Raw genomic sequence first — 22608 nt, 5'->3', positions numbered from 1 at the left:
CGAACCCTGGAAGCTGCCATACCGCCCCAAGCCGCGCTAGAGCAGCCGCCGGGCCTTGCTGGTCGGCCTAAAGCGGCTCTCGGCGGTACCGTTTTTGCCCCATATTTGCCACATAACCAAACGACCTAAAGCAGCCATCGACTGGTGCCGGCGGATAGTCGAGCCTGGTGCCAAGCATAAATGAGGGAATGTCTGAGCCGCCTTTGCAAGGCAAGGTAGCCCAGGCCATCTGAGTGCAGCGCCCATGCCCGGCGCCAAGGTCCTTCCGTCATGGAGAGAGCAGCTTCGTGAATTTGGTGATTCACAAAGCAGACGATGCCGCTCCGTCAAATGCCATCAGTACGGCCTCTATCACCACGCGGATCTTGGCGGTATGACGCAGGTCGCCGTGCGTGACCATCCATACCTCGTAAGGGTGACTGCGCGCACGAGTGGGCCAGACACGGACCAGGTCATCCCGTTCGCCCATGTATAGGGGAAGCTCGCCCATGCCCAGACCGGCAGCAATGGCGTTTCGGACCATAACGCTGGAATTCACTGCGGTGACGATCCGGCCGGATGCGGCCGACTCGTCCACCAGGGTCACGTCGCGGCCTTCGACCAAGTGGGGTTCGTACATCACCAGGTCGTGCCCCAGGAACCCGGTGCCGGGCTCGGGGGTGCCATGGACATCGAGGTACCCCGCCGAGGCGAACAGCCCCATGGGCCAACTGGCCAGGCGCCGTACCACAAGGTCCGGGTTGTCCGGCTTTCGCGTGCGGATGGCGATATCGGCTTCGCGGCGAGCGAGGTTGAGCACGTCCGATGAACTGTTGAGATTGACCCTCACATCTGGATAGCGGGCGTGCACGCGCGCCATGGCCGGAATCACGAAATCGACGGCCAGGGAGTCAGTGGTGGTTACCCGCACTTCGCCGGAGAGCGCCTTGTCGCGCCCTTGTGCCCGGCGTACCAGCTCAAAAGCCGCGGTTTCCATACGCTCGGCCGCTTCCAGGACGGTTTCCCCTACCCCGGTCAGTTGGAATCCGCTGGAGGTGCGCAGGAACAGGGTCGAGCCAAGCGCCTGCTCCATGGCGGCGATCCGCCGGCTAACCGTCGCCTGGTCCACGTTCAGTTCCCGGGCGGCGCCACGCAGCGTCTGCTGCCGGGTCATCGCCAGGAACACTCTTGCATCGTTCCAGTTCATTTCGCCTTCCTCCTGCTGCATTCCTGCAAACAGGGCTTGTGAAAACACTGCGCGACGGTGCAATCCCGCGCTCCTACGATGCTCGGCATCTCCCGTCGAGGTTCATGACATGCACAATCCCCCTCTCCCCCAGCATATGACCGCCATCGAGATCAGCCAGCCGGGCGGGCCGGAAGTCCTACTGCCGACCCTCCGCCCCACGCCCGCACCACGGGGTCGCGAGGTCCTGATCCGGGTCCGGGCCGCCGGCGTCAACGGCCCTGACGTGCTCCAGCGCAAGGGTCTGTACGACCCGCCGCCCGGTGCCTCGGATATTCCTGGCCTGGAGGTCGCTGGTGAAGTCGTGGCGCTGGGCGAAGGCGTGACCCGACTGCGTATTGGCGAGCAGGTGATGGCGCTGATTCCCGGTGGCGGCTACGCCGATTATGCGGTGGCCGACGAACGCAACGCACTGCCATTGCCGAAGGGCTTGGAACTCACCGAGGCGGCCGCCCTGCTGGAAACCTTCATGACGGTCTGGACCAACCTGTTCCAACGCGGGCAGTTCAAGGCAGGCGACAGTGTGCTGATCCACGGAGGCGCCTCCGGTATCGGCACCACCGCGACCATGCTGGCTCGTGCATTCGGCGCCTCCACTGTGATCACCACCATCCGCAACGAAGAGCAGCGTCAGGCCAGCCTGGCCCTCGGCGCCGACGTCGCGATCAACTATCAGACAGAGGATTTCGTTGAGGCCGCGCTGGCCGCCACGGCTGGCAAAGGCGTGGACGTGGTGGTCGACATCATCGGCGGTGACTACGTGAGTCGGAACTATCAAGTCGCCGCCATGAACGGACGCATCGTACAGATTGGCCTGCTGAAGGGGCCGGCCCAGAACGTCGACCTCTTCCCCATGTTGACCAAGCGCCTCACTCACCTCGGCTCTACCTTGCGTTCACGCAGCCACGAGGAGAAGGCTGCAATCATGGCGGAGCTGCAGGCTCACGTCTGGCCGCTGATCGAGTCCGGTCGGGTCAAGCCTCGGGTCAGCGCCACTTTCAGCCTACGGCAAGCCAGCGATGCTCATCGTCTGCTCGATACCGGCGGCCACATCGGCAAGGTCGTGCTGACGGCCTAATCCCACCGGGAGGTGCGATGCCCAGCGGGCATCGCATCCTTCGTCACAGACCCGAGCAGGCATGTCCTCCGTCCACTATGATCTCGGCCCCGTTCATGCCCCGCCCGGCGTCGGAAGCCAGCAGCAGCAACGCCCCCTCCAGGTCTTCATAGGTGCAGAAACGCCGCGACGGTACGCGCGCTCTCAGGCGCTCGCCCGCCTCGCTGGCGAGGAATCCATCGTTGATTTCAGTCACCACGTACCCCGGCGCGAGGGCGTTGACGCGAATTCCGAAGCGCGCCAGTTCCAGTGCCATGGAGCGGGTCAGGTGGCTGAGGCCGGCCTTCGCGGCGCAGTACGGACCAACGCCCCCGCCCACGCGCGATGCGAGGATCGATGTGACGTTGATCAGGCTGCCACCCTGCCCCGCCTCGACCATCCTCCGAGCAGCCTCCTGCGCGACCATCCAGGCGCCTTTCAGGTTGGTATCGAGAACGGCGTCCCAGTCTTCATCGCGATAGTCGAGGACGCGCTTCGTATCGCTGACTCCGGCATTGTTGACGACGATGTCCAGCCCGCCGAAGTCCGCCTGGATCGCATCCAGGCACTCCACCACCGATGCGCGGGCAGTCACGTCCAATGAATAGGCCCTGGCCTCGTGATCGTTGAAACGGATATCGCTGACCAGTTCATCCAGGCGCTCTACCCGCCGCGCTGCGACGGCGACGCGAGCACCAGCTGCGGCCAGCACCCGCGCGAAGTGCCGGCCCAATCCACTGGACGCGCCGGTCACCAGGGCACGCTTCCCGCGCAGGTCGAAAGCAAGCAGCGGAGAACGACTCATTGGGCACCTGCCTGCACACGAGCGAGGATTTTGCGCGCGAGGCTCATGCGATGCACTTCGTTGGGGCCGTCGTAGATCCTGAAGCCACGGGCGTCGCGGAAGATGCGGTCGACAATTGCTTCGCTGGTGACGCCCTGGCCACCCAGCACCTGCACACTGCGATCGATCACTCTCCAAATGCTTTCGGAGCTGATCACCTTGGCCATGCTCGACTCGGAATTCCCACGTTCACCCTGGTCCAGCACCCAGGCGCAATGCCAGATGGCGAGGCGCGTGGTGAGCAGGTCCATCTCGTTATCGGCGAGCATGAAGCCGACGCCCTGGTGCTCGCCCAATACCTTGCCGAAGGATTCGCGACGGCTGGCGTAAGCACAGGCCACGTCATGAGCACGGCGCGCCTGCCCCAGCCAGCGCATGCAGTGGGTCAGGCGCGCAGGCGCGAGCCGCACTTGCGCATAGCGGAAGCCCTTGCCAACCTCGCCCAGCACATCACTGGCGGGCACCCGCAGGTTCTCGAAACGCAGCACCGCATGGCCACCAGTGAAGCAGCTATCCAGGGAATCCATCATGCGTTCGAGGATGAATCCGGGGCGGTTGGTATCAGTCAGGAACATAGTCGCGTTGCCGTCCTCGGTACGCGCCATGATGATGGCGAAGCTGGCACCCTCCGCTCCGGTGATCAGCCACTTGTGGCCATTGATGAGGTAATCGTCGCCGTCGCGCACGGCCGTAGTGGCCAGCATCGACGGATCGGAGCCAGCGCCTGGCGCCGGCTCGGTCATGGCGAAGCAGGAGCGGATATGGCCCTGCACCAGTGGGCGCAACCAGCGATCCTTCTGCGCCTCGGTCGCCACGACTTCCATCAGGTGGATGTTGCCCTCGTCGGGGGCATGGATGTTCATCGCGGTCGGGCCGAGCGGCGAATAGGCGGCCTCCTCGAACACGATTGCCTTGGCGGTGTGGGACAGTCCCAACCCGCCCATTTCGCGAGAGGCATGTGGCGTCAGCAGGCCACGTGCGCGGGCTTTCGCAACCAGTTCCTGACGTAGCTCGCCGGATGGACCATGCGGCGTCTGTCGGGGGTCGTTCTCCAGCGGGATGATCTCCGTGGCAATGAATTCCCGTACACGGGCCTGCAGGTCTAGAAGGTCATCCGAAAGCGCAAAGTTCATGGGTGATTTCCTGTGGTGAAAAGGTTCAAACCCTCAGCCCGGCCGGTTCGATGGCCAGGAAGAGGTTTTCCAGCACGGTGCCGTGGATACCGGCCTTGTGTGGGTCGTAGGGGGTGAAATTGAGCGTGCGAATGAGGGCGCCAAGTACCTGGTCGCCACGCATATCGATGTCGAGCACGTTTAGGCAGGCGGTGTCCTGCTCGAAGGCGGCGATACCGGCGAGCCCCAGGCCCGCCGCCCAGCCCAGCAGGATGCGATTGACCGCGTCATGGCTGACGATCAGGGCGCTGTCCCAGGCCGGGTCCTGCAGCAATTCGAAAAAGAGACTGAGCACGCGGCGCTGGAAGTCATCCCAACGCTCACCGCCGAGGAAGCGCGCCCCGGCGACACCCGCTGCACGGTATGCGCCAACCACCTGCTCCCGAAGCGCTTCGGCCGGAATCTCGCGCAGGCGTCCCGCGCGAATCTCACGAAGCTCGGGCATGGACTCCACCGGGGCTTGATTCCCCTGCAACAGCAAGTCGAGCGTCTGCCTGGCGCGCGGATAGTCGGAGCACAACACCCGGTCGAACGGAACATCCTGCAAGACCTGCCCAAGCGCCCACGCCTGCTGCGTGCCCGTGCGCGAAAGCGCCACGGTACGCGGATCCAATGGCCGTCCCTGTGCGTCGAAGTAGTCGACGTGCCCGTGCCTGACCAGGTAGCAACGGCGCCGCCGGACGTCGGACTCAGCGTACATCGTTGAGCACCTTGGGATTGCTGATGCCGAGGCGTGCCCGGGTGATGTCCGCAAGCGCATCCAACAAGCGCGCCTGTTCGCCTCCGGGCTGATCGAAGATGCCCTGGCGAATGAACTGCGCTAGCAACGCCATTGCGTCGTCCCGAGTCAGCCCTGCCAATCCGCGCGGTTCCAGTACCTGCGCCAGGGCTTCGCATTCGAGGTCAACAGCGCTATTACCCCGCTCGATCTCACGTGCGGCGATGGCCATGGCGCTGGCGATCATCCGGCAGTCATAGGCAAGGCTCGCGGGCAGCGCCGGAAGCAGCTCCCCAAGGAGCAGGCCGCGGGCGGTGGCCAAGAGTTCGGTTGCGTTCGGCGCGCTCATGACGTGGCTCCACTGAGGATGAGGATTTCGTGCTCCAGCTCCGGCACCATACGGCCGGTCAGCGCCAGCTCCAGGGACGTCTGCTGCCCGGTCAGGTGGCGCTGCGCCTGCTGCAACGCAACCACCGCCCAGCGCAGGTGGGCCATCAGTTGCCAGAAGCGCAGCTCCTCAGCGCCGGGACGATAGCCGGACACCGCTGCGTAGCCATCGAGGAAGTCATCCAGCTCCCCTACTCCGCCGGCCAGTCGGTCCGGGCGGGCGAACCGCCAGCAACGTGCAGTGAACCAGCCGATGTCCTCGCGGGGGTCGCCCCAGCCGGTGAACTCCCAATCGAGCACACCCGCCAGCCGTCCCCGGTCCACCATGTAATTGCCGGTGCGGTAATCCCGGTGAATCAGCCGCGAGGGGACCGGCGCGGGGCGGTTCAGTTCGCACCAGCGCAACCCCCACTCGATGACTGGGTGACTGCCCGGCAGTGCGTCGAGGTAGCTCCGGTGCTGGTCGATGCTCGCCTGTACCGGGTCGGCAGCGGCGGCCGGCAGGAAGTCGAGCGCCGCATGTTCAGGCGTGATCCGGTGCAGCAGCGCCAGACTTTCGCCCAGTTCGCGACAAAGCGCCGCGCGGGTTGGCTCAAGAGCCGGATCGGTGGTGAGGCGATGGCCGCTGGCCGTACCGCCGAGCGCCTGCATGACGAAGAAATCGCGCCCGATCACCTGCGTATCACGGCACAGCCAGAGCGGTTCCGGCGCCTTGACACCTGCCTGGTGCACTGCCTGCAACACGGCGAACTCCTGCGCCCGGTCCATGCTGACCGCCACCGAGGACGGCGCATCGGTGCGCAGAACCCAGCGCCGCTCGGCTTGCCAGGAGCCCGAGGACAACCTGGCCTTCAGTAGCCAGTTTTCCTGGATGGCACCGCCCGACAGGCGTTCGCAGCTTTCGATCTGGACACGCTCACAGCCGACCTGCTGGGCGAGAAATTCAGCCAGCGGCGCCAGGGCGTCTGGAATGTCGATCCGGTACGGGCCGGATCCTGCGGAGGGAATGCTATACATCGGCAGCTCTTGCTCACGGGTGATGACTTACGAGCGAGAGAGCAAGAGCTATTCCAGTTCTCTATAAATTCTTATAACTCCTTTAATAACAACGCTTTATGGCGAATCTTGAAGCCTGCCCTGACTTATCAGCCCCCTTGCTCATTGCAGATCTGAAATCTTTGTTTCAGGCTAGAAAAGCCAGAACACCAGCGGACCCGACCATGCCAGATGCGCAGTACCTGCCCCGAGTCGTCGCCCTCATCACCCACCTCCGTGCCCCCGAAGGCGCCAGCCGAATGGCTCGGATCGTCCAGCAGGTGGTGCCCGATTATCACCAACGCGCCCAGGTGGAAATCGTCGAGACGACGGTCACCGAACTGCGACGCACCGGCAAGGAGCTGGAAAGCCGCGAGGACGTTGACCTGATCATCTGCTCCGGGGCCACCGCTGATTACCTGCGGCGCCATATCGGCACCACCATCCTGTCCATCCGCATGGGCGAGTACGACCTCATCCGCGCCCTGGACATGGCCAGGGCACGGGCCACCAAGGTGGGTATCGTCAGCTTCCAGCAGGCTCACCCGGAACTGGACGCGATGGCGTCACTGTTCACCGTCGACCTCCGTCAGGCGACTTACACCAACTTCGACGAGGCACGTCAGCGCATTCGCGAACTGGTGGATGAGGGCTATCGGGTGATAGTCGGCTCTTCCACAGCAGTGGAAGTGGCCGAAGCGGCCGGCGCCCAGGGTGTGCTGGCGTTAAATGCCGACGCGGTGCGCCGGACGCTGGACGAAGCGCTGGCGATCTGCCGCAGCCGTACCCAGGCGCTGATCCAGCAGCAGCGCCTGAGCGCGGTGCTGCGCAACCTCAGCGATGGCGTGATCGCCGTTGACGCCGATGGCATCGTTCAATCGATCAATCCGCGTATGGCGCAATTGCTCGGCATTTCCATCGAGTGGGCAAGGCAGCGTCCTCTCGCCGAGCTGATGCCGGAACTCGACATCAGCAGCAGCCTGAACCAGGGCGAAAGCGAAGAGAGCCGGCTGGTCCGCGTTGGTACCCGAACCCTGGTCGCCAATGTCACCCCGGTCATCGAGCATGGCAAACCCGACGGTGTGGTGATCTCCTGCCAGGAGACGAACGCCATCCAGCGCGCCGACCGCCGTATCCGCAGTCAGGCGCGCCCCCGTCAGTTCACCGCGCGCTACCACTTCGACCAGCTCCTCGGGCAGGCCGCCGATTTTCGTGCCTTGCTGGAACTGGCCCGGCGCTATGCCGACACGGACTCCACCGTACTGATCACCGGTGAAAGCGGCACCGGCAAGGAGCTACTCGCGCAGAGCCTGCACAACGCCAGCCAGCGCCAAGCGGGGCCGTTCGTGGCGATCAACTGCGCGGCGTTCCCAGAAGCGCTGCTGGAAAGCGAACTTTTCGGCTACGAGGAAGGCGCCTTTACCGGTTCGCGCAAGGGCGGCAAGTCAGGCCTGATCGAAGCGGCGCATACCGGCACCCTGTTCCTCGACGAGATTGGTGACATGCCCGTGACCCTGCAGACCCGGCTCCTACGTGTGCTGCAGGAGCGTGAAGTGTTGCGTCTGGGCGCCTCGGAGCCGACCCCGGTGGACATACGCGTGGTCGCCGCGACCCATTGCGACCTGCGCGGACGGATTGCCGATGGCCGCTTCCGCGAGGACCTCTACTACCGCCTGAACATACTCCGCCTGGTCGTACCGCCCCTGCGCGAACGCCTCGGGGATATCCGCCTGCTGGCCGGCGCCATCCTCGACCGGCTCGCGCTTCCGATGGCGGCCGCCAACGCTGGCCAGGCACTGCTGGACCGACTCATGCCGCGCCTCCAGGCGCACCGCTGGCCCGGCAACATTCGCGAACTGGAAAACCTGGTGGAGCGCGCGGCGCTGTCGGCGCAGACCCTCGGTGACAACGATCAGGACAACCCGGCTGGCCTGCGCGCCCTGTTCCCCGAACTGTTCGAGCCGGGCGCCCAGGTGCCGACGGCGGACCAGCCGGATACGTCGGACCAGGCGCTGCGCAGCGTCGCCAAGGCCAGCGAAATCGCCCATGTCCGCCGGGTGGTGGATGCCTGCGACGGCGACCTCGATGAAGCGGCGCGACAACTGGGCATCAGCCGCACGACCCTGTGGCGACGCCTGCGCGCGGGGCGTTCAACCTAGCTCGCGCCGTTTCGCGCCAACCGCCGGCAGCCGCGACCGAAATTTCAACCCTGAAAAATCATTACAGAACTGAAACTGGAAGACGTGAAACGAGGGGGCTTTCGTGAGGTGAGCGATCAACTCACCAATCACCTATCCATTTGAAACAAAAGACTTTAAATCCACAAATCCCCGTCACCGAAAGCCTCTGGCACAGCCCTTGCTCTGACCCGATTGAGAGGCTGTGACCGACCGGACCCAGCCTCTATGCCCAAACAAGAACAAGGCAGGAGGTTGCCCGTGCAAGGCCTGATGATGAATTTCAACCTGGGAATCACCGCAATCATGCGGCATGCACTCCAGGTTGCGGCCGATACTGAAATCGTTTCCCTGTTTGCCGATGGCAGTGTGCATCGCTATCGCTATGCCGAGGCATTTGCACGAGTGGCCCGCCTGGCCAACGTCCTTGATGCCCTGGATTGCCCTCCGGGTGCGCGGGTCGGCACCCTGGCGTGGAACGACCATCGCCACTTCGAACTGCATTACGCCGTGCCCTGCTCCGGGCGCGTGTGTCACACCATCAACCCCAAGCTGTTCCCGGAGCAGATCCGCTACATCATCCACCACGCCGCAGACGATCTGCTGTTCATCGACCCGCAGTTCATTCCCCTGGTGGAAACGCTTCAGCATGAACTCCCCTCGGTACGGCGCTTTATTGCCCTCTGCGCAGAGGACGAACTACCCGCCAACAGCCTGCCCAACCTGCTCAGCTACGAAACGCTGCTGGCGCAGGCGGCGGACAGCTATGCCTGGCCGGAACTCGATGAGCGACAGGCCAGCGGCCTTTGCTACACCTCGGGCACCACCGGCAACCCAAAAGGCGTACTCACCAGCCACCGCAGCACCGTGCTCCACGGCATGGCGCAGAACATGGCCGACAATGTTGGCCTGCGCGCCCTGGACGTGGTGATGCCGCTGGTGCCGATGTTCCACGTCAATGCCTGGGGCATGCCGTACAACGCCGCCATGGTAGGCGCCAAGCTGGTCCTGCCCGGTCCCAAGGTGAGTGACGCGGCGGCGATGGTAAATCTGATCAACGATGAAGGCGTCACCTTCTCCCTAGCCGTACCGACGCTCTGGGCCAACATCAGCCAGTACCTGGCCACCCACGACATCGCCGTGCCCGCACTGAAACGCGCCGTCAGCGGCGGCGCCGCCTGCCCGCTGGCACTGATCGAAGCCATGGCGCAGCACAACATCGCCCTGGAGAACGGCTGGGGCATGACCGAGATGAGCCCCATGGGTAGCTACAACCGCTATCAACCCTGGTATGCCGAGCTGGATGACAGCGCACGCGGCCCGCAATTGCTCAAGTCCGGCCGGGCACTGTTCGGCGTGGAAATGCGCCTGGTCGACGAGGCAGGGAACCTCCAGCCCCACGACGGCCTCGCGTCCGGCGCGCTGCAGGTACGCGGGCCCTGGGTGTGCAGCGGTTATTTCGGCCAAGAGGGTTCCGAAGAATGGTTCGACACCGGCGACGTGGCCACCATCGACCCGCACGGCTACATGCAGATCACCGACCGCATCAAGGACGTCATCAAGTCCGGTGGCGAATGGATCTGCTCGGTGGAAATCGAGAATGCCGTGATGGCCCATCCGCAGGTGGCCGAAGCGGCGGTGATCGGTGTCGCCCACCCACGCTGGAGCGAACGCCCGTTGCTGGTGGTGGTACCGCGCCAAGCGGATGCCGCCCCCAGCCACGAGGAGCTGATCCGTTTCCTGGAGGGCAAGGTGCCGAAATGGTGGCTGCCCGACGCCAGCGAACGACTGGATGAGCTGCCCCACACGGCCACCGGCAAAGTGAGCAAGAAAACCCTGCGCGAGCTTTACAGCGACTACGCCTGGCGCTGATCGCCCCCCCAGTTCTCCTCCTCACGGCCCGCCTCCCCGGCGGGTCGACGGGCAGCCCTACAACAAAAACAAGTGGAGTCACCATGACCAGCACACCCGAAGACCATGCCGAACACTATCGCCGCATCCGGCAGGACCCGAGGTATATCGCCCTCACCCGAGCCCGCTCGCGTACCAGTTGGTGGCTCACGCTGCTGGTACTGGCGAGTTACTTCCTGTTCATGGGAGTGGCGGCCATACGGCCGGATCTCCTGCATCTACCGCTCTACGCCGGCAGCCACCTCAGCCTCGGCATCCCCCTGGGTGCCCTGTTGATCCTGGCGACCTGGCTGCTGACAGGCTGGTACGTGCACCGCGCGAACACCCATTTCGACCGTCTCGGCAACAGCATCATCGAGGAGAGCCAGGCATGAAACGCACTTCAATTGCCGGCCTTGCCGCACTGCCCCTGTTCGCGCAGGCCGGCGAAATCGGCCAGGCGGGTCCGAACCTGCACGCCATCGGCATCTTCCTCCTGTTCGTCGGCATCACTCTGCTGATCACCTGGTGGGCGGCAAGGCGGACCCAATCCACCCACGATTTCTACACCGCCGGCGGCGGCATCACCGGCTTGCAGAATGGCCTGGCCATCGCCGGCGACTACATGTCCGCGTCCACCCTGCTGGGGCTGTCGAGCCTGATTTTCGCAAAGGGCTATGACGGGGTCATCTACGTCACCGGCTTCTTCATCGGCTGGCCGGTGCTGACCTTCCTGATGGCCGAGCGCCTGCGCAACCTCGGCAAGTACACCTTCGCCGACATTGTTTCCTTCCGCCTCGACCAGCGCTGCATCCGCATCCTCGCGGCCTGCGGCTCGCTGACGGTGGTGAGCTGCTACCTGTTGCTGCAGATGGTCGGCGCCGGCCAGTTGATCAAGTTGCTGTTCGGCCTGGACTACGGCGTCGCCGTGGTGCTGGTCGGCCTGCTCATGCTGGTCTACGTGGTGTTCGGCGGCATGCTCGCCACCACCTGGGTGCAGATCACCAAGGCCATCCTGCTGCTGGCCGGCGGCACCACCCTGATGCTGATGGCCCTGGCACAGTTCGACTTCAGCCTGGAAACCCTGGCGCGCCGTGCCGTGGAAAGCCACGCCAGCGGCTGGAACCTGATGGGTCCCGGCAGCATGCTGTCGAACCCGGTGAACGTGGCGTCCATGGCGCTGGGCCTGGTGTTCGGCCTGGCCGGCCTGCCGCATATCCTGATGCGCTTCTTCACCGTGCCCAACGCCCGCGAGGCACGCAAATCGGTGTTCTACGCCTCGGGCTTCATCGGCTTCTTCTTCCTGGTGGTCTGCGTGCTCGGCTTCGCCGCCATCGTCATCGTCGGCACCGACCCGCAGTACTTCGTCGACGGCAAGCTGGGCGGCGCCCTGGTTGGCGGCAGCAACATGGTGGCCATGCACCTGGCCAAGGCCGTGGGCGGCAACCTGTTCCTCGGATTCCTCTCCGCCGTGGCCTTCGCCACCATTCTCGCGGTGGTCGCCGGGCTCACCCTGGCCGGCGCCTCGGCCATCTCCCACGATCTCTACGTCACCGTGATCAAGCGCGGCCAGGCCAGCGAAGCGCAGGAAATGCGGGTCTCGCGCCTGGCCGTGCTCGGCCTCGGCCTGCTGGCGATCACCCTCGGCATTCTCTTCGAGCAGGTGAACATCGCCTTCCTGGTCGGCCTCACCTTCGGCATCGCCGCGTCGGCCAACTTCCCGGTGCTGATCATGGCCATGTACTGGCAGGGCCTGACCACCCGCGGCGCCATCTGGGGCGGACTCACAGGGCTGGTCAGCGCACTGGCGCTGGTGATCCTCTCGCCCACCGTCTGGGTCACGGTGCTCGGCCACGACAAGGCGATCTTCCCCTATGACCACCCTGCGCTGTTCTCCATGCCACTGGCCTTCCTGGTCATCGTGCTGGTGTCCAGGTTCGACCGCAGCGCGCAGGCCGCGCGGGACCGCCAGGGCTTCGCCGACCAGGCCGTGCGAGCCGAGACAGGCCTCGGCATGGCGGGGGCGACCGCGCACTGACAGCCCCCACCACCGGCGCCGCTCTCGCGTCGCCGACTGTTGAGCGTGGCGCGGTCCTGGCTCCTTTGGACCGCGTCCTTTTTATTCCCGCCCTACCCCAACAACAAGAAACAGAGGACTCACCATGCGTTACAACACCTTCACCGCCGGCCTGCTTCTGGCCGGTGGCGCCTTCGGCTTGCCTGGCCTTTCCCTGGCGGAGTTCGCCAAGGACAGCAAGGCCAGTCTGGAACTGCGCAACTTCTACATGAACCGTGACTTCCGCCAGAGCGGCGCTACTCAGGCCAAGGCCGAAGAGTGGGCCCAAGGCTTCCTGCTGCGCTACGAGTCGGGCTTCAGCGAAGGCCGCATCGGCGTGGGCGTCGACGCGCTGGGATTGCTCGGTGTGAAACTCGACTCGGGTGCGCAACGCAGTGGCACCCAACTGCTAAAGCAAGACCGGGAAACCCGCCGCGCCCAGGACGAATACGCCGAGCTGGGACTTACCGCCAAGCTCAAGGTCTCTCGCACATTGCTGAAGCTGGGAACCCTTCAGCCGCGCTTGCCGTCGGTTGCCTACAACGACGGACGCCTGCTGCCCCAGACCTTTCGCGGTGGCCACCTGAGCTCGCAGGAAATCGACGGTCTGACCCTGGACGCCGGACGGCTTACCCAGGTCAACCAGCGCAATTCCTCGGACTACGAGGACATGACGGTCAGCAATGGCAGCGCCGGGGGCATTGGCGTGAAGAGCAGCAAGACGAGCGACGCTTTCAACTTTGCCGGCCTCACCTACCAGTGGAGCAGCCAGTTGGCGACTGCTTACCACTACGGCGAGCTGGAAGACCTCTACCGTCAGCACATCCTCAACCTCACTCACAGCCTTGCGTTCTCGCCGCAACAATCGCTGCGTACCGAATTGCGCGCGGCTAGAGCCAACGATGCCGGCAGCAGCAATGTCGACAACGACGCCTATGGCGCCATGCTGACCTACCGCTTCGCCGCCCATTCTCTCGGCGTCGCCTACCAGCGCATGGCGGGAGACACGGGCTATGCGTACATCGCCGGTAGCGACCCATTCCTGTTCAACTACGTCCAGTTCGGCGACTTCGCCAACCGTGACGAGCGTTCCTGGCAGCTGCGCTACGACTACGATTTCGCCGCCATGGGGATACCGGGACTGACCTTCATGACCCGTTACATCACGGGCGACGGTATCGAGTTGGGCGCTGGCAAAGCGCATGGCAAGGAATGGGAGCGCAATACGGATATCGCCTATGTGTTCCAGAGCGGAGCGCTGAAGAACCTCGGCGTGAAATGGCGCAACGCCACGGTACGCACTCGCCACTTCGGTAACGATCTGGACGATAACCGTCTGATCCTCAGCTACACACTGCCAGTCTGGTAACCCCAGGGCGCGGGCGGGCCATTCCCGCCCGCGCGGGGAAGTCAGGTGACGCGGGTCGAGCGAATGATATGCGGCACAGACTGCAGCAGCGGCTCAGCCTTCTTCAGGGCTTGCAGCAGGTGCTCCGTCTGCCAGTGGGCGGCCTCGTCGCCCGCTGTTTTCCAGACCTCGAACGAGCAGAACTCCAGAGCATCTTCCGTGGACTGGTAGTAGGCATATTCGAGGCAACCTGGCTCTCCACGCGTAAGCGTGCTGAGTTCGCGCAGCAGCTCCAGCATCTCGCTGACGGCCTCGGGCCTGACCCTGAAGTACGCCATCACATACAGCGGAAAAGACATTGGAAATTTTCTCCGGAAAAAGCGAACGCCCCCGGCCGTGCGTGGCGGCGCGGGGGCGTTTGCAAGGGCCTCTATCAGCCGGCGAGTGCCTTCAGGACCAGCTCCGCGACCGGTGCGCCAGACGCAGGGTTCTGACCAGTGATGACCCGTTGATCAGCCACAGCGAACGGCATCCAGGGTTCGGCGGCCTTCTTGTAGATCGCCCCGCGTTTCACCATTTCGTCTTCGGTCAGGTAGGGCACGTACTTGTCCAGTTCCGCGAGCTTCTCTTCGGCATTGGAGAAACCCGTGACTTCCTTGCCCTTGATCAGCAACGAGCCGTCGGAAAGCTCAATGTTCAAAAGCCCGACTGCGCCGTGACAAACCGAGGAGACGATGCCGCCGTTCTCGTAGATGCGACGGCTCAGCGCCTGCAGTTGTTCATTGTCAGGGAAGTCCCAGACCACCCCGTGACCGCCGGCGTAGTAGATCACCGCGTAGTCATCGGGGTTGACCTCGCTTGGCTTCATGGTAGAGCCCAGGCGATTCATGAAGTCCTTGTCCTGATACCACTCCCAGTCAACCGCCTCGGCCATTGCCAAGCTGTGGGGGTCGATAGGCGTGTAACCGCCCTTCGGGCTGACGTAGTCGACCTGGTAGCCGGCTGCCTCGACCTTCTTCACGAAGTGAACGGCCTCACCCAGCCAAAGGCCTGTGGCCCGTGCGAGGTTTGGGTATTTGGGGAAACTGGTCAGCACCACCAGCATCTTCTTGCTCATGTCACACCTCATTGCTGCGTTGTGGAAGGGCAGGCCCGGTCCCGCTCAGGGAGACCCACCCGTCAGAAAGCGGTATGGATCAGTTCGGCTTCAGGGAGTCTCGACCAAGCTGGTTCTGCCAAGGGCGGCGAACCAGGCGGCATTGTCCCAATAGGCCTTCATCTGGCTGATCCGCTGGTGGTCGTCGACCCGTACGATAAAAACGTGGGGCAAATGGAACTGGCGCCCCTTGTTGCGGATACCAAAGGCATCGCGGGACTGTGTACCGCTGATGGTCACTTCGAGGATTACGGTACGGCCGTCAGCACAGGGATAGGTTGCAGTGATCTCATTGGAGAGATCGGGAAACACTTCGATCAAGGCCGACCAGATGGAGCATCCGGCCTCTTCTGCGAAGCCCTCCAGCGCAATCGGGAGATAGTCGATCCGCCCCTCTGGGGCAAAGCAAGCCAACATCTTTGTCAGGTCGTGGGCCCGATAACTGGCAAAAAAAAGTTGTGCGACCTCCAATGCAGACTTCACTTTTCCAGACCCCACTGCTTGTTCGGTTCCAGGAAACCGGGCGGCTGCACCGGTGAGTTGCCACCTTAGTCGCCGGTCCGATTGCTCGGTAGACGCCGGATCAGAAATCACTATTTCAAAAATGGAACACCACGCGATGTATGACCTGAATGAACTCTATTACTTCATCCAAGTCGTCGATCATCAGGGGATCGGTGCCGCCAGCCGCGCGCTGGGCGTAACCAAGTCGAAGCTGAGCCGTCATCTCGCGGCGCTGGAAGAGCGTCTCGGAGTGCGTCTGATCAACCGCTCCACGCGTCAGTTCTCAGTGACCGATCTCGGCACGGCCTACTACCAACACTGCTTGACGATGCTGGAGGGAGCACAGGCGGCACAGGCCGTGATCGACAACGACCAGGCAGCGCCGCGCGGACTGGTACGCATTGCCTGCCCCACCGCCCTGCTCAATTTCCTGGTGGCCGGCATGCTGGCACGCTTCATGGACCGTTATCCGGAAGTAGAGGTGCATCTGGAGAGCACAAATCGCCAGGTCGATCCGTTGCGCGAAGGGTTCGACATCGTGCTGCGGGTCGGCTTCCCGCCTTTCGAGGACAGCGGGCTGACCATGAAACGTCTTTCGGCAAGCCCGCAGGAACTGGTCGCCAGTCCTGGCTTGATCGAGCGTGTCGGTCCCGTTCGCAGCCTCGCGGACCTGGCTCGCTTCCCGAGCCTGGACATGGGACTCAGCGCGCCCCAATACGAGTGGAACATGGAGGACCGTGGCGGCATCCAGGCCACCGTGCGTCATACGCCACGCCTGGTCACTGACGACATGATCACCTTGCGCCGCGTCGCCCTGGAGGGCGGCGGCATTGTTCAACTACCCAAGCTGGTGGTGTTCAAAGACATCCGCAATGGGGTACTGCAGCCGGTACTGGACGATTGGAGACCGAAGGGTGGCATTGTCCATGCCCTCTTCCCCACGCGCCGCGGGATGCCCCATTCCGTCAGGACCCTGCTCAACTTCCTGGGAAACAGCTTTGAGGCTCTCGACTTCGAAAATCTCTACGAAGGATATGTACTGCGTGGGGATGAGGACGCCTGCTTTTTAACTAACTCTCGGCTCTAGTGGGCGATGAACTTGGCGGGCGAATCGGGCCAGAAGCCTCTTTCCGGTAGACGCACTCAGAACCGTACGTAGTAGTCCGCTTTCGGCCTTTTAGCGGACATGCGGACGAGCTCCGCTCTGGTCGACTCACCAGAAAAGTCGAATGAACAGCGCCGGTCAGCTTGTGATGCTCGTCCGACCTGGCCCGGCGGTCGAAGCGCAGTTCTCCCGTCTCGTTCTGATCAGCAGGGTCAGCAGCGCCGTCACGCCGATGCTGAACAGGTAGAGCGCCTGAGGCCCGGATCGCTCCATGAGCGTGCCTGCAACCAGCGGCCCGACGGCGGCACCGATGCCGAAAGCCATCAGCAGCACCCCGGCTACGGCCACCCGGAGTTCGGCTTCCAGGTTGTCGTTCGCATGCGAGACACCCAGTGGATACAAGCAGAACTGCAAGAAGCCGATGATCGCGCCGGCCAACATCGCCCATCTCGCGCCCGGTGCGTCGATAACGGCCAATGGTAAGTAGGCAACGCAGAGCAAGATAGAGATCAGGCGAATCAGTGCGACACGGGAATAACGGTCCGAAAGCATGCCAAGGGGAAGTTGCGCGATGAGCCCCGCGGCGATGCTCAACGCCATGAACTGACCGACCTCCTCGGGCGAGAATCCCAGCTGCGCCGCGAAGATTGGTGTCAATCCGTAGAAGCAGCCATTCAACAGCCCCGAGACAAACACGGTGCCCAGGGCCTGGGGCAGTCTGCGAATGTAGAGCATCGGCTGCACGCGCACTTGGCTGATGGCGCTCGGCTCCGCGCCACGGTGCAGCGCCATGGGCACAATTCCAATGGCAAAGGCGATGGCCACGCCGGACAGGACCAATGCACCCAGCCCATGGCCGAGGCCAAGGAGCAGTTGCCCGAGCATCATGCCGACGTAGCTCGCCACCATGTACAACGACAGGGCGCCGCCAAGGCGACCCGACGGTGCGCAGTCGTTGAGCCAGCTTTCGATGACCATCATCTGGCACATCATTGCCACGCCCACAATGAATCTCAACGCTAGCCAGAGCGGCAGCCAGTCGCTGAACTGATGGCCGAGCACCGCAGTCACTATCACTCCGGCAGCGGCCACGAATGCGCGGACGTGGGAGACGCGGCCGATCAGCCAGTATCCGACTCGCCCCCCCACCACCATTCCCAGTGCATTGGCGGCCATGAGACCGCCACCCCAGAACTCCGCGCCCCCCGCGGTATCCAGGCGCAGTGCCAGGTAAGTCATCAGCAGACTTGAGCCCAGCTGCATCAGCAGGGTCGCGGTATAGATCGGTCCGAATACCTTGGTGAGCGCGAACAAGTTGTGTCCCCAAGTCAGTTGTCAGGCGAGCCCATGGCGCTGCTTCCAGTCGCCCGGATGAACGACGTAGCCGAATAACGCATGGCCTCCGTAGACGAGATCGGTCCCTTCGGGGATCCACAGCAGTTGCCCCGGTTCCACCCGATACAGCTCGCCATTGGCCCTCAGCTCGAAACAACCTTCGATGACGAAGATCACCTCGTCGTACAGCAGCGTCCATGCGACTTCGGCGCCCTCCCACCGTGCGAAGCCGATACCCAGGTTGGGCGAGACTTCGTTGGTGATCGCGCGGGCCACGCTGGCGCCGCCAGGTGGCCCTCCACGATGGACGAAGTCCAGGTTCCGATGGTCGACAAGGAGCACCGGCCCCTTGCCACTCGGCGCTATCGTCATAGCTCGCTCCTGCTGTTCCAGGCCGCCCAGCGGATGCGTGTACGCACCCCCAACCCGAGGAAAGGCTCCGGAGGATTGAGCGAGGGCATGCCGGTCACTGCCTGGATGTCGCTGAGCAACGAGGACTCCGCACCTAACACCCGGTCGGCCAGCAGCGTTCCGGAAATGGTGCCCCAGGCGGCGCCGACGCCGTTGTCGCAAGCCGTGGCGAATACCCCATCGTCCAGTTGGCCGAAGAAGTTGGTGAAGTTCCGCGAGATGGCGTAGGCCCCGCCCCAGGTGTGGGTGAACGGCACGCCGGCGAGCTGCGGATAGCGTGCGAGGAAGGCCTTGCGATGATCGTCGCGGATCTTCGCGCGGGTTCCTTCGCCGACGCTGTTCCCGTAACGCGGCACGTGCTTGTAGGTGTTGCGGATGATCAGGCGACGATCCTGGGTCATCCGCACCGTGGTGCCGGCATGGTCGGCCGGCGTCAGGCCCCAATCGGCCTGGATGCCGATGGCGCGCACTTCCTCATCGGTCAGCGGACGCGTCCAGCTGGCGAACGTCATGACCGGCAGCAGGCGATTGCGCAGGTAGCCGAACTCCTGGGTGAAGATACTGGTGCCCAGCAGTACGCGCGGAGTACGGATCGATCCACCATTGCCATGAAGTACCCAGTGCCCGTCGGCTTCCTTCTCCAGGCGCTGGATGGGCGACTCCTCGAGCACCTCGACATTCTCCGGTAGCGACGCGCCGAGTCCGCGCACCAGGGCGGCCGGCTGCATCAGGTAGCAGCCGGGGGTGAAGATGGCGCGACTGTAGTAGTGGCTTCCCAGCACGCCGGCCAACTCATCCCGCTCCACCAGACGATAGGGCTCGCCGAGGTCGGCCATCAGTTTCTCGAAATGATCGAGATAGGCGAGTCCACGCTCGCCCACTGCGCCCTGGTACTTGCCGGCGTGGGACCATTGGCAGTCGATGCCGTGGCGGCCTATCAGTGTCTGCAACTGGTCGATGGCGGCACGGTTGAGCCCGAGCAGGCGTTGCTTGTGTTGCGGATCGGGATGTTCGAGCGCGAACTTGTGCGGCAGGTCGATTACGAAGCCCGAATTGCGGCCGGAGGCGCCGTAGCCGATGCGCTGGGCATCCACCAGCAGGATGCGGGAGTTCGGCAGGTGCTCGGCCAGCCGACGCGCGGCGGCCAGGCCTGCGAAGCCCGCACCGATCACTACATGATCGGCCTTCTGCACGCCGGTCAGGCGTTTGCAGGGAAGCGGTTCGGGCAGGGCGGCATACCAGCCACAGGTGCGATCATCGTGAGGCAGATTAACGATACTGTTCATGGTTCGGCTCTCAAGCCACGTTCTGTGGGATGTCCTGGCAGCTCTGCAGCCAGGCATTGCGTTTCTGTTGTGCCTGACGGCCGAGAAGGACGAAGCCACGCATGGCACCGGAGGCGTCATGGAAGGCCGCGCTCAGCCCATCGCCGGTCGCATCGCAGCGCCATTGGCCCTCGCAATTGACCGGTGGCGGCAGCAGGCAGAGCGGTGCCGCCGGGGTCTTCACCGTCACCGGCATGAGCGGGTAGCTGACGGCCGTCGGCTGGCCCACCAGGGTCCGGGCCAATGCGCGGATACCCTCGTTGATCGGCGCGAGATAAGGCAGCAACTGCCCATCGACCTCGATGCAGTCGCCCAGGGCGTAGATGCCGGGCCTGGAGGTCTGCAACGAGGCATCCACCTTGATTCCGCGCCCACAGTGCAAACCGGCGTCCGCAGCCAGTTGCAGATTCGGCCGCAGGCCGACGGCGGAGAGCACCAGGTCCGCCTCGACGACCTCACCGTCGGCCAGGGTCAGACGGTAACCGTCGGCCCCCTGCTCGATGCGCTGCAAGGTCGTGCGCAGGTTCCACTGCACCCCGATGCCGGACAGTGCCTGTTGCAACTGCTGGCCTGCCGCTTCCGGTAGCAGGCGCTCCATCGGCCAGGCGCCGAGGCCTATCACCCGCACCTGGTAGCCACCGCTCGCCAGGTCGTTGGCGAACTCGCAGCCGATCAGGCCATCGCCGAGGATCGCCACCCGGCGCACGCCCTCCAGGCGCTCACGGAATGCCTGGTAGTCCTGCAGGTTGTTGACGCTCAGCAGTGCATCGGCGCAACCCTCGATGGGTAACCGCACGGGTGAGGCACCGCTGGCCAGGACCAGTTGGCCGTAGTCCATTTCACCCAGGCTGGTGTACAGGCGCCTGGCCTCGGTATCGATTCGCTCGACCCTGCAATGGGTGTAGATGCGGATGCCCAGGCGCCGCTCCAGGGTCATCGGGCTCTCCGTCGCCAGGGCCGCCGCACTGCGACCCTGCGCCAGGGCAATGGACAGCGCCGGCTTGGAGTAGGTATGCCCGGACTCCTGGGTCAGCACACGGATATCCAGCTGCGGGTTGGCCCTGCGCAGCTCCTGGGCCAGGCCGTAACCGGCATGGCCGCTGCCGATGATGACCACCGGCCCGGCAGGCACGACGGCCGCCACCGGTTGCTTGGCCGCGGCCGGCGGAGCGGCGACGGCGGCGACCGGCTCGCTGATCTCGATCATCTCGAAATCGGACTTGCCGACTTTGCAGTCCGGGCACAGCCAGTCTTCCGGCACATCTTCCCAGCGCGTGCCCGCGGCAATGCCGTCGTCCGGCCAACCAAGGGCCTCGTCATAGATCAGGCCACAGATGATGCAGAGCCATTTCTTCATCGCCGCAACCTCCTCACTCGCCCTTGATCCGCAGTGCCAGGTTCTTGGTGCGGACGTAGCTGTAGAGCGCCTCCTGGCCCTTCTCCCGACCGAAGCCGGACAGCCCCACCCCGCCAAACGGCGTTTCGATGCCGCCGGCATACCATTCGTTGACGAATACCTGGCCAGCCCGCAGGCGCCGGGCGCAACGCAAGGCACGATTGAGGTCCTGGGTGAAGACCCCAGCCACCAGTCCGAACTCGGTGCCGTTGGCGATGGCGATGGCCTCCTCCTCGGTATCGAATGGAATCACCGCGAGGACCGGCCCGAAGACCTCGGCCTGGGCGATCTCCATGTCCGGGCTGACATCGCGGAACACCGTCGGTGCCATGAAGTGCCCGCCAAGCCCGCTGAGCGCCTCACCGCCGGTGGCGACCACCGCACCTTTTTCCTGGGCGCGCCGGCACAGGGTCTGGATACCGTCGAGCTGGCCGGCGGAGATCACCGGCGTCAGGTCCGGATCGTCCTGGCCGAGGCCGGCTTTCAAACCCTCGGCCATCGCCACCACATCGGCCACCACCTCGTCGTAGACCGAGCGATGCACCAGCAGGCGGGACATGGCCGAGCACACCTGGCCGGCATTGAAGAAGATGCCATTGCGGACACTGGCGAGCAGTTGCTCGCGATCGGCATCGGGGAACACCAGCGCAGCCGACTTGCCGCCCAGCTCCATGACACTGGGGATAGCATGTTCGGCAGCGGCACGCAGGATGCTCTGGCCGGTGCCGACGGAGCCGGTGAAGACGATCTGGTCGACCTCGCGATGCCCCGCCAGATAGGCGCCGACTTCCCGGCCGCGGCCGCAGATCAGGTTCACCGCGCCGCGCGGCAACCCGGCACGCTCGATGGCCTTCAGCAGGACGCACAAGCCCAGCGGAGAAAGCTCCGGCGACTTGATCACCACCGCGTTGCCGGCGGCGAGCGCCGGTGCCAGGGAACGGGCGCAGATGGACACGGGGAAGTTCCACGGCACGATCTGCAGCGACACCCCCATGGGGTCGTAGACGGTGAAATCCATGTAGCCATTGCCGAGGGGAATGGACGTCCCCTCGATCTTGTCGGCCATGCCGGCGTAGTACTCGAAGTAGCGCGCGGCCTCGACGAATTCGTCGCGGGCATCACGCAGGCTCTTGCCGTTCTCCTGGCACAGCACCCAGGCGCCCTCCTCCGTCACGGCGCGAATCTGCGCCGCGATGTTCAGCAGCCAGGCGACCCGTTGCGCCGGGCGCGGCCGGGTCAGCTCGCCGCTGTCGGCGCAGCGGCGCGCGGACTGGATGGCGCGCTCCGCGTCGGCCACTGTGGCCTGGGCGATGGTGGCGACCGCTTCCGTGGTGCCGGGATTGTGGACGCTGAGGTGTTGTTCACTGTCGGTCCACTGGCCGTCGATGAAGTTCAGCCAGTGCGATGCGATCGAATGCATGGCGATTT

At 64.2% G+C, this 22608-nt stretch carries 21 protein-coding genes and 1 pseudogene; 7 read left to right on the top strand and 15 right to left on the bottom strand.

Annotated elements, in window-relative coordinates:
• Positions 1-301 precede the first annotated feature (301 nt).
• On the bottom strand, positions 302-1186 hold the full coding sequence (locus tag E8E95_RS08355; protein WP_280349409.1) for a LysR family transcriptional regulator: 885 nt from the start codon (positions 1184-1186) through the stop codon (positions 302-304).
• Positions 1187-1322: 136 nt separating this feature from the next.
• On the opposite strand from E8E95_RS08355, the gene E8E95_RS08350 reads away from it, so the two are divergent.
• On the top strand, positions 1323-2303 hold the full coding sequence (locus E8E95_RS08350; RefSeq protein WP_280349439.1) for an NAD(P)H-quinone oxidoreductase: 981 nt from the start codon (positions 1323-1325) through the stop codon (positions 2301-2303).
• Between the two features lie 43 nt (positions 2304-2346).
• Here the strand turns inward: E8E95_RS08350 and E8E95_RS08345 are convergent, their stop codons facing one another.
• The 5 genes from E8E95_RS08345 to E8E95_RS08325 are packed head-to-tail and all read right to left on the bottom strand — an operon-like array spanning position 2347 to position 6459.
• Positions 2347-3126 (bottom strand): SDR family NAD(P)-dependent oxidoreductase, encoded by a 780-nt coding sequence (locus tag E8E95_RS08345; protein ID WP_280349408.1) that lies wholly within the window; start codon positions 3124-3126, stop codon positions 2347-2349.
• Positions 3123-4298 carry an acyl-CoA dehydrogenase family protein gene (locus tag E8E95_RS08340; RefSeq protein ID WP_280349407.1) on the bottom strand — a complete coding sequence of 392 codons (1176 nt, stop codon included), beginning with the start codon at positions 4296-4298 and terminating at the stop codon, positions 3123-3125. Before E8E95_RS08340 ends, E8E95_RS08345 begins: the two co-directional genes overlap by 4 nt.
• Before the next feature lie 25 nt (positions 4299-4323).
• On the bottom strand, positions 4324-5037 hold the full coding sequence (locus E8E95_RS08335) for a histidine phosphatase family protein (protein WP_280349406.1): 714 nt from the start codon (positions 5035-5037) through the stop codon (positions 4324-4326).
• A complete protein-coding gene (locus E8E95_RS08330) occupies positions 5027-5404 on the bottom strand; it encodes a DUF6285 domain-containing protein (protein WP_280349405.1) in 378 nt (125 codons plus the stop codon). The genes E8E95_RS08335 and E8E95_RS08330 overlap by 11 nt, the downstream gene beginning before the upstream one ends.
• Positions 5401-6459 (bottom strand): phosphotransferase family protein, encoded by a 1059-nt coding sequence (locus tag E8E95_RS08325; protein ID WP_280349404.1) that lies wholly within the window; start codon positions 6457-6459, stop codon positions 5401-5403. Before E8E95_RS08325 ends, E8E95_RS08330 begins: the two co-directional genes overlap by 4 nt.
• Positions 6460-6662: 203 nt before the next feature.
• Here E8E95_RS08325 and prpR point away from each other — a divergent pair, with 203 nt between their 5' ends.
• The 5 genes from prpR (at position 6663) to E8E95_RS08300 (ending at position 13969) form a co-directional block, all read left to right on the top strand.
• The gene (prpR, locus tag E8E95_RS08320) at positions 6663-8636 is read left to right on the top strand and encodes a propionate catabolism operon regulatory protein PrpR (protein WP_280349403.1); all 1974 of its coding nucleotides are present in this window, start codon (positions 6663-6665) and stop codon (positions 8634-8636) included.
• Between the two features lie 279 nt (positions 8637-8915).
• Positions 8916-10526, top strand: coding sequence for a long-chain fatty acid--CoA ligase (locus tag E8E95_RS08315; RefSeq protein ID WP_280349402.1), 1611 nt, complete (start codon positions 8916-8918; stop codon positions 10524-10526).
• A gap of 83 nt (positions 10527-10609) precedes the next feature.
• Entirely contained in the window at positions 10610-10939 is a 330-nt protein-coding gene (locus E8E95_RS08310) for a DUF485 domain-containing protein (RefSeq protein WP_280349401.1), read from the top strand.
• Positions 10936-12582: a cation acetate symporter gene (locus E8E95_RS08305; protein ID WP_280349400.1), complete on the top strand. Its 1647-nt coding sequence runs from the start codon at positions 10936-10938 to the stop codon at positions 12580-12582. Before E8E95_RS08310 ends, E8E95_RS08305 begins: the two co-directional genes overlap by 4 nt.
• A 124-nt stretch (positions 12583-12706) precedes the next feature.
• Positions 12707-13969 (top strand): OprD family porin, encoded by a 1263-nt coding sequence (locus E8E95_RS08300; RefSeq protein ID WP_280349399.1) that lies wholly within the window; start codon positions 12707-12709, stop codon positions 13967-13969.
• 41 nt (positions 13970-14010) lie between these two features.
• Here the strand turns inward: E8E95_RS08300 and E8E95_RS08295 are convergent, their stop codons facing one another.
• The 3 genes from E8E95_RS08295 to E8E95_RS08285 all read right to left on the bottom strand — a co-directional run bounded on the left by E8E95_RS08295 (position 14011) and on the right by E8E95_RS08285 (position 15587).
• The gene (locus E8E95_RS08295; protein ID WP_280349398.1) at positions 14011-14307 is read right to left on the bottom strand and encodes a putative quinol monooxygenase; all 297 of its coding nucleotides are present in this window, start codon (positions 14305-14307) and stop codon (positions 14011-14013) included.
• Between the two features lie 74 nt (positions 14308-14381).
• Positions 14382-15065, bottom strand: coding sequence for a type 1 glutamine amidotransferase domain-containing protein (locus tag E8E95_RS08290; RefSeq protein WP_280349397.1), 684 nt, complete (start codon positions 15063-15065; stop codon positions 14382-14384).
• A 90-nt stretch (positions 15066-15155) separates the two neighbouring features.
• Positions 15156-15587: a nuclear transport factor 2 family protein gene (locus tag E8E95_RS08285; RefSeq protein ID WP_280349396.1), complete on the bottom strand. Its 432-nt coding sequence runs from the start codon at positions 15585-15587 to the stop codon at positions 15156-15158.
• 136 nt (positions 15588-15723) lie between these two features.
• Between E8E95_RS08285 and E8E95_RS08280 the strand changes: the two genes are divergently transcribed.
• Positions 15724-16695 (top strand): LysR substrate-binding domain-containing protein, encoded by a 972-nt coding sequence (locus E8E95_RS08280; protein ID WP_280349395.1) that lies wholly within the window; start codon positions 15724-15726, stop codon positions 16693-16695.
• Between the two features lie 156 nt (positions 16696-16851).
• Here the strand turns inward: E8E95_RS08280 and E8E95_RS08275 are convergent, their stop codons facing one another.
• The 6 genes and pseudogenes from E8E95_RS08275 to E8E95_RS08250 form a co-directional block, all read right to left on the bottom strand.
• Complete coding sequence (locus tag E8E95_RS08275) at positions 16852-18027, bottom strand: MFS transporter (RefSeq protein ID WP_280349394.1); 1176 nt, start codon at positions 18025-18027, stop codon at positions 16852-16854.
• A gap of 21 nt (positions 18028-18048) precedes the next feature.
• Entirely contained in the window at positions 18049-18420 is a 372-nt protein-coding gene (locus E8E95_RS08270; RefSeq protein WP_280349393.1) for an ethanolamine utilization protein EutQ, read from the bottom strand.
• Positions 18417-19745 (bottom strand): FAD-dependent oxidoreductase, encoded by a 1329-nt coding sequence (locus E8E95_RS08265; RefSeq protein WP_280349392.1) that lies wholly within the window; start codon positions 19743-19745, stop codon positions 18417-18419. Before E8E95_RS08265 ends, E8E95_RS08270 begins: the two co-directional genes overlap by 4 nt.
• 10 nt (positions 19746-19755) lie before the next feature.
• A complete protein-coding gene (locus E8E95_RS08260; RefSeq protein ID WP_280349438.1) occupies positions 19756-20991 on the bottom strand; it encodes an FAD-dependent oxidoreductase in 1236 nt (411 codons plus the stop codon).
• A pseudogene (locus E8E95_RS08255) lies at positions 20980-21141 on the bottom strand (rubredoxin); the annotation flags it as partial. The pseudogene E8E95_RS08255 and the gene E8E95_RS08260, both read right to left, overlap by 12 nt.
• A gap of 13 nt (positions 21142-21154) precedes the next feature.
• Positions 21155-22600 (bottom strand): aldehyde dehydrogenase family protein, encoded by a 1446-nt coding sequence (locus E8E95_RS08250; protein WP_280349391.1) that lies wholly within the window; start codon positions 22598-22600, stop codon positions 21155-21157.
• Positions 22601-22608 lie beyond the last annotated feature (8 nt).

Source organism: Pseudomonas sp. BN414 (assembly GCF_029871275.1).
Lineage (GTDB): Bacteria > Pseudomonadota > Gammaproteobacteria > Pseudomonadales > Pseudomonadaceae > Metapseudomonas > Metapseudomonas resinovorans_C.
The sequence above is the reverse complement of the archived record's forward strand: the minus strand, read 5'-3'. Positions and strand labels throughout refer to the sequence as shown.

Bases quoted from the DNA above. Each gene is read 5' to 3' on its own strand.
- E8E95_RS08355 (WP_280349409.1), bottom strand. From the start codon at position 1,186: ATGAACTGGAACGATGCAAGAGTGTTCCTGGCGATGACCCGGCAGCAG.
- E8E95_RS08350 (WP_280349439.1), top strand. From the start codon at position 1,323: ATGACCGCCATCGAGATCAGCCAGCCGGGCGGGCCGGAAGTCCTACTG.
- E8E95_RS08345 (WP_280349408.1), bottom strand. From the start codon at position 3,126: ATGAGTCGTTCTCCGCTGCTTGCTTTCGACCTGCGCGGGAAGCGTGCC.
- E8E95_RS08340 (WP_280349407.1), bottom strand. From the start codon at position 4,298: ATGAACTTTGCGCTTTCGGATGACCTTCTAGACCTGCAGGCCCGTGTA.
- E8E95_RS08335 (WP_280349406.1), bottom strand. From the start codon at position 5,037: ATGTACGCTGAGTCCGACGTCCGGCGGCGCCGTTGCTACCTGGTCAGG.
- E8E95_RS08330 (WP_280349405.1), bottom strand. From the start codon at position 5,404: ATGAGCGCGCCGAACGCAACCGAACTCTTGGCCACCGCCCGCGGCCTG.
- E8E95_RS08325 (WP_280349404.1), bottom strand. From the start codon at position 6,459: ATGTATAGCATTCCCTCCGCAGGATCCGGCCCGTACCGGATCGACATT.
- prpR (WP_280349403.1), top strand. From the start codon at position 6,663: ATGCCAGATGCGCAGTACCTGCCCCGAGTCGTCGCCCTCATCACCCAC.
- E8E95_RS08310 (WP_280349401.1), top strand. From the start codon at position 10,610: ATGACCAGCACACCCGAAGACCATGCCGAACACTATCGCCGCATCCGG.
- E8E95_RS08305 (WP_280349400.1), top strand. From the start codon at position 10,936: ATGAAACGCACTTCAATTGCCGGCCTTGCCGCACTGCCCCTGTTCGCG.
- E8E95_RS08300 (WP_280349399.1), top strand. From the start codon at position 12,707: ATGCGTTACAACACCTTCACCGCCGGCCTGCTTCTGGCCGGTGGCGCC.
- E8E95_RS08295 (WP_280349398.1), bottom strand. From the start codon at position 14,307: ATGTCTTTTCCGCTGTATGTGATGGCGTACTTCAGGGTCAGGCCCGAG.
- E8E95_RS08290 (WP_280349397.1), bottom strand. From the start codon at position 15,065: ATGAGCAAGAAGATGCTGGTGGTGCTGACCAGTTTCCCCAAATACCCA.
- E8E95_RS08280 (WP_280349395.1), top strand. From the start codon at position 15,724: ATGTATGACCTGAATGAACTCTATTACTTCATCCAAGTCGTCGATCAT.
- E8E95_RS08270 (WP_280349393.1), bottom strand. From the start codon at position 18,420: ATGACGATAGCGCCGAGTGGCAAGGGGCCGGTGCTCCTTGTCGACCAT.
- E8E95_RS08265 (WP_280349392.1), bottom strand. From the start codon at position 19,745: ATGAACAGTATCGTTAATCTGCCTCACGATGATCGCACCTGTGGCTGG.
- E8E95_RS08260 (WP_280349438.1), bottom strand. From the start codon at position 20,991: ATGATCGAGATCAGCGAGCCGGTCGCCGCCGTCGCCGCTCCGCCGGCC.
- E8E95_RS08250 (WP_280349391.1), bottom strand. From the start codon at position 22,600: ATGCATTCGATCGCATCGCACTGGCTGAACTTCATCGACGGCCAGTGG.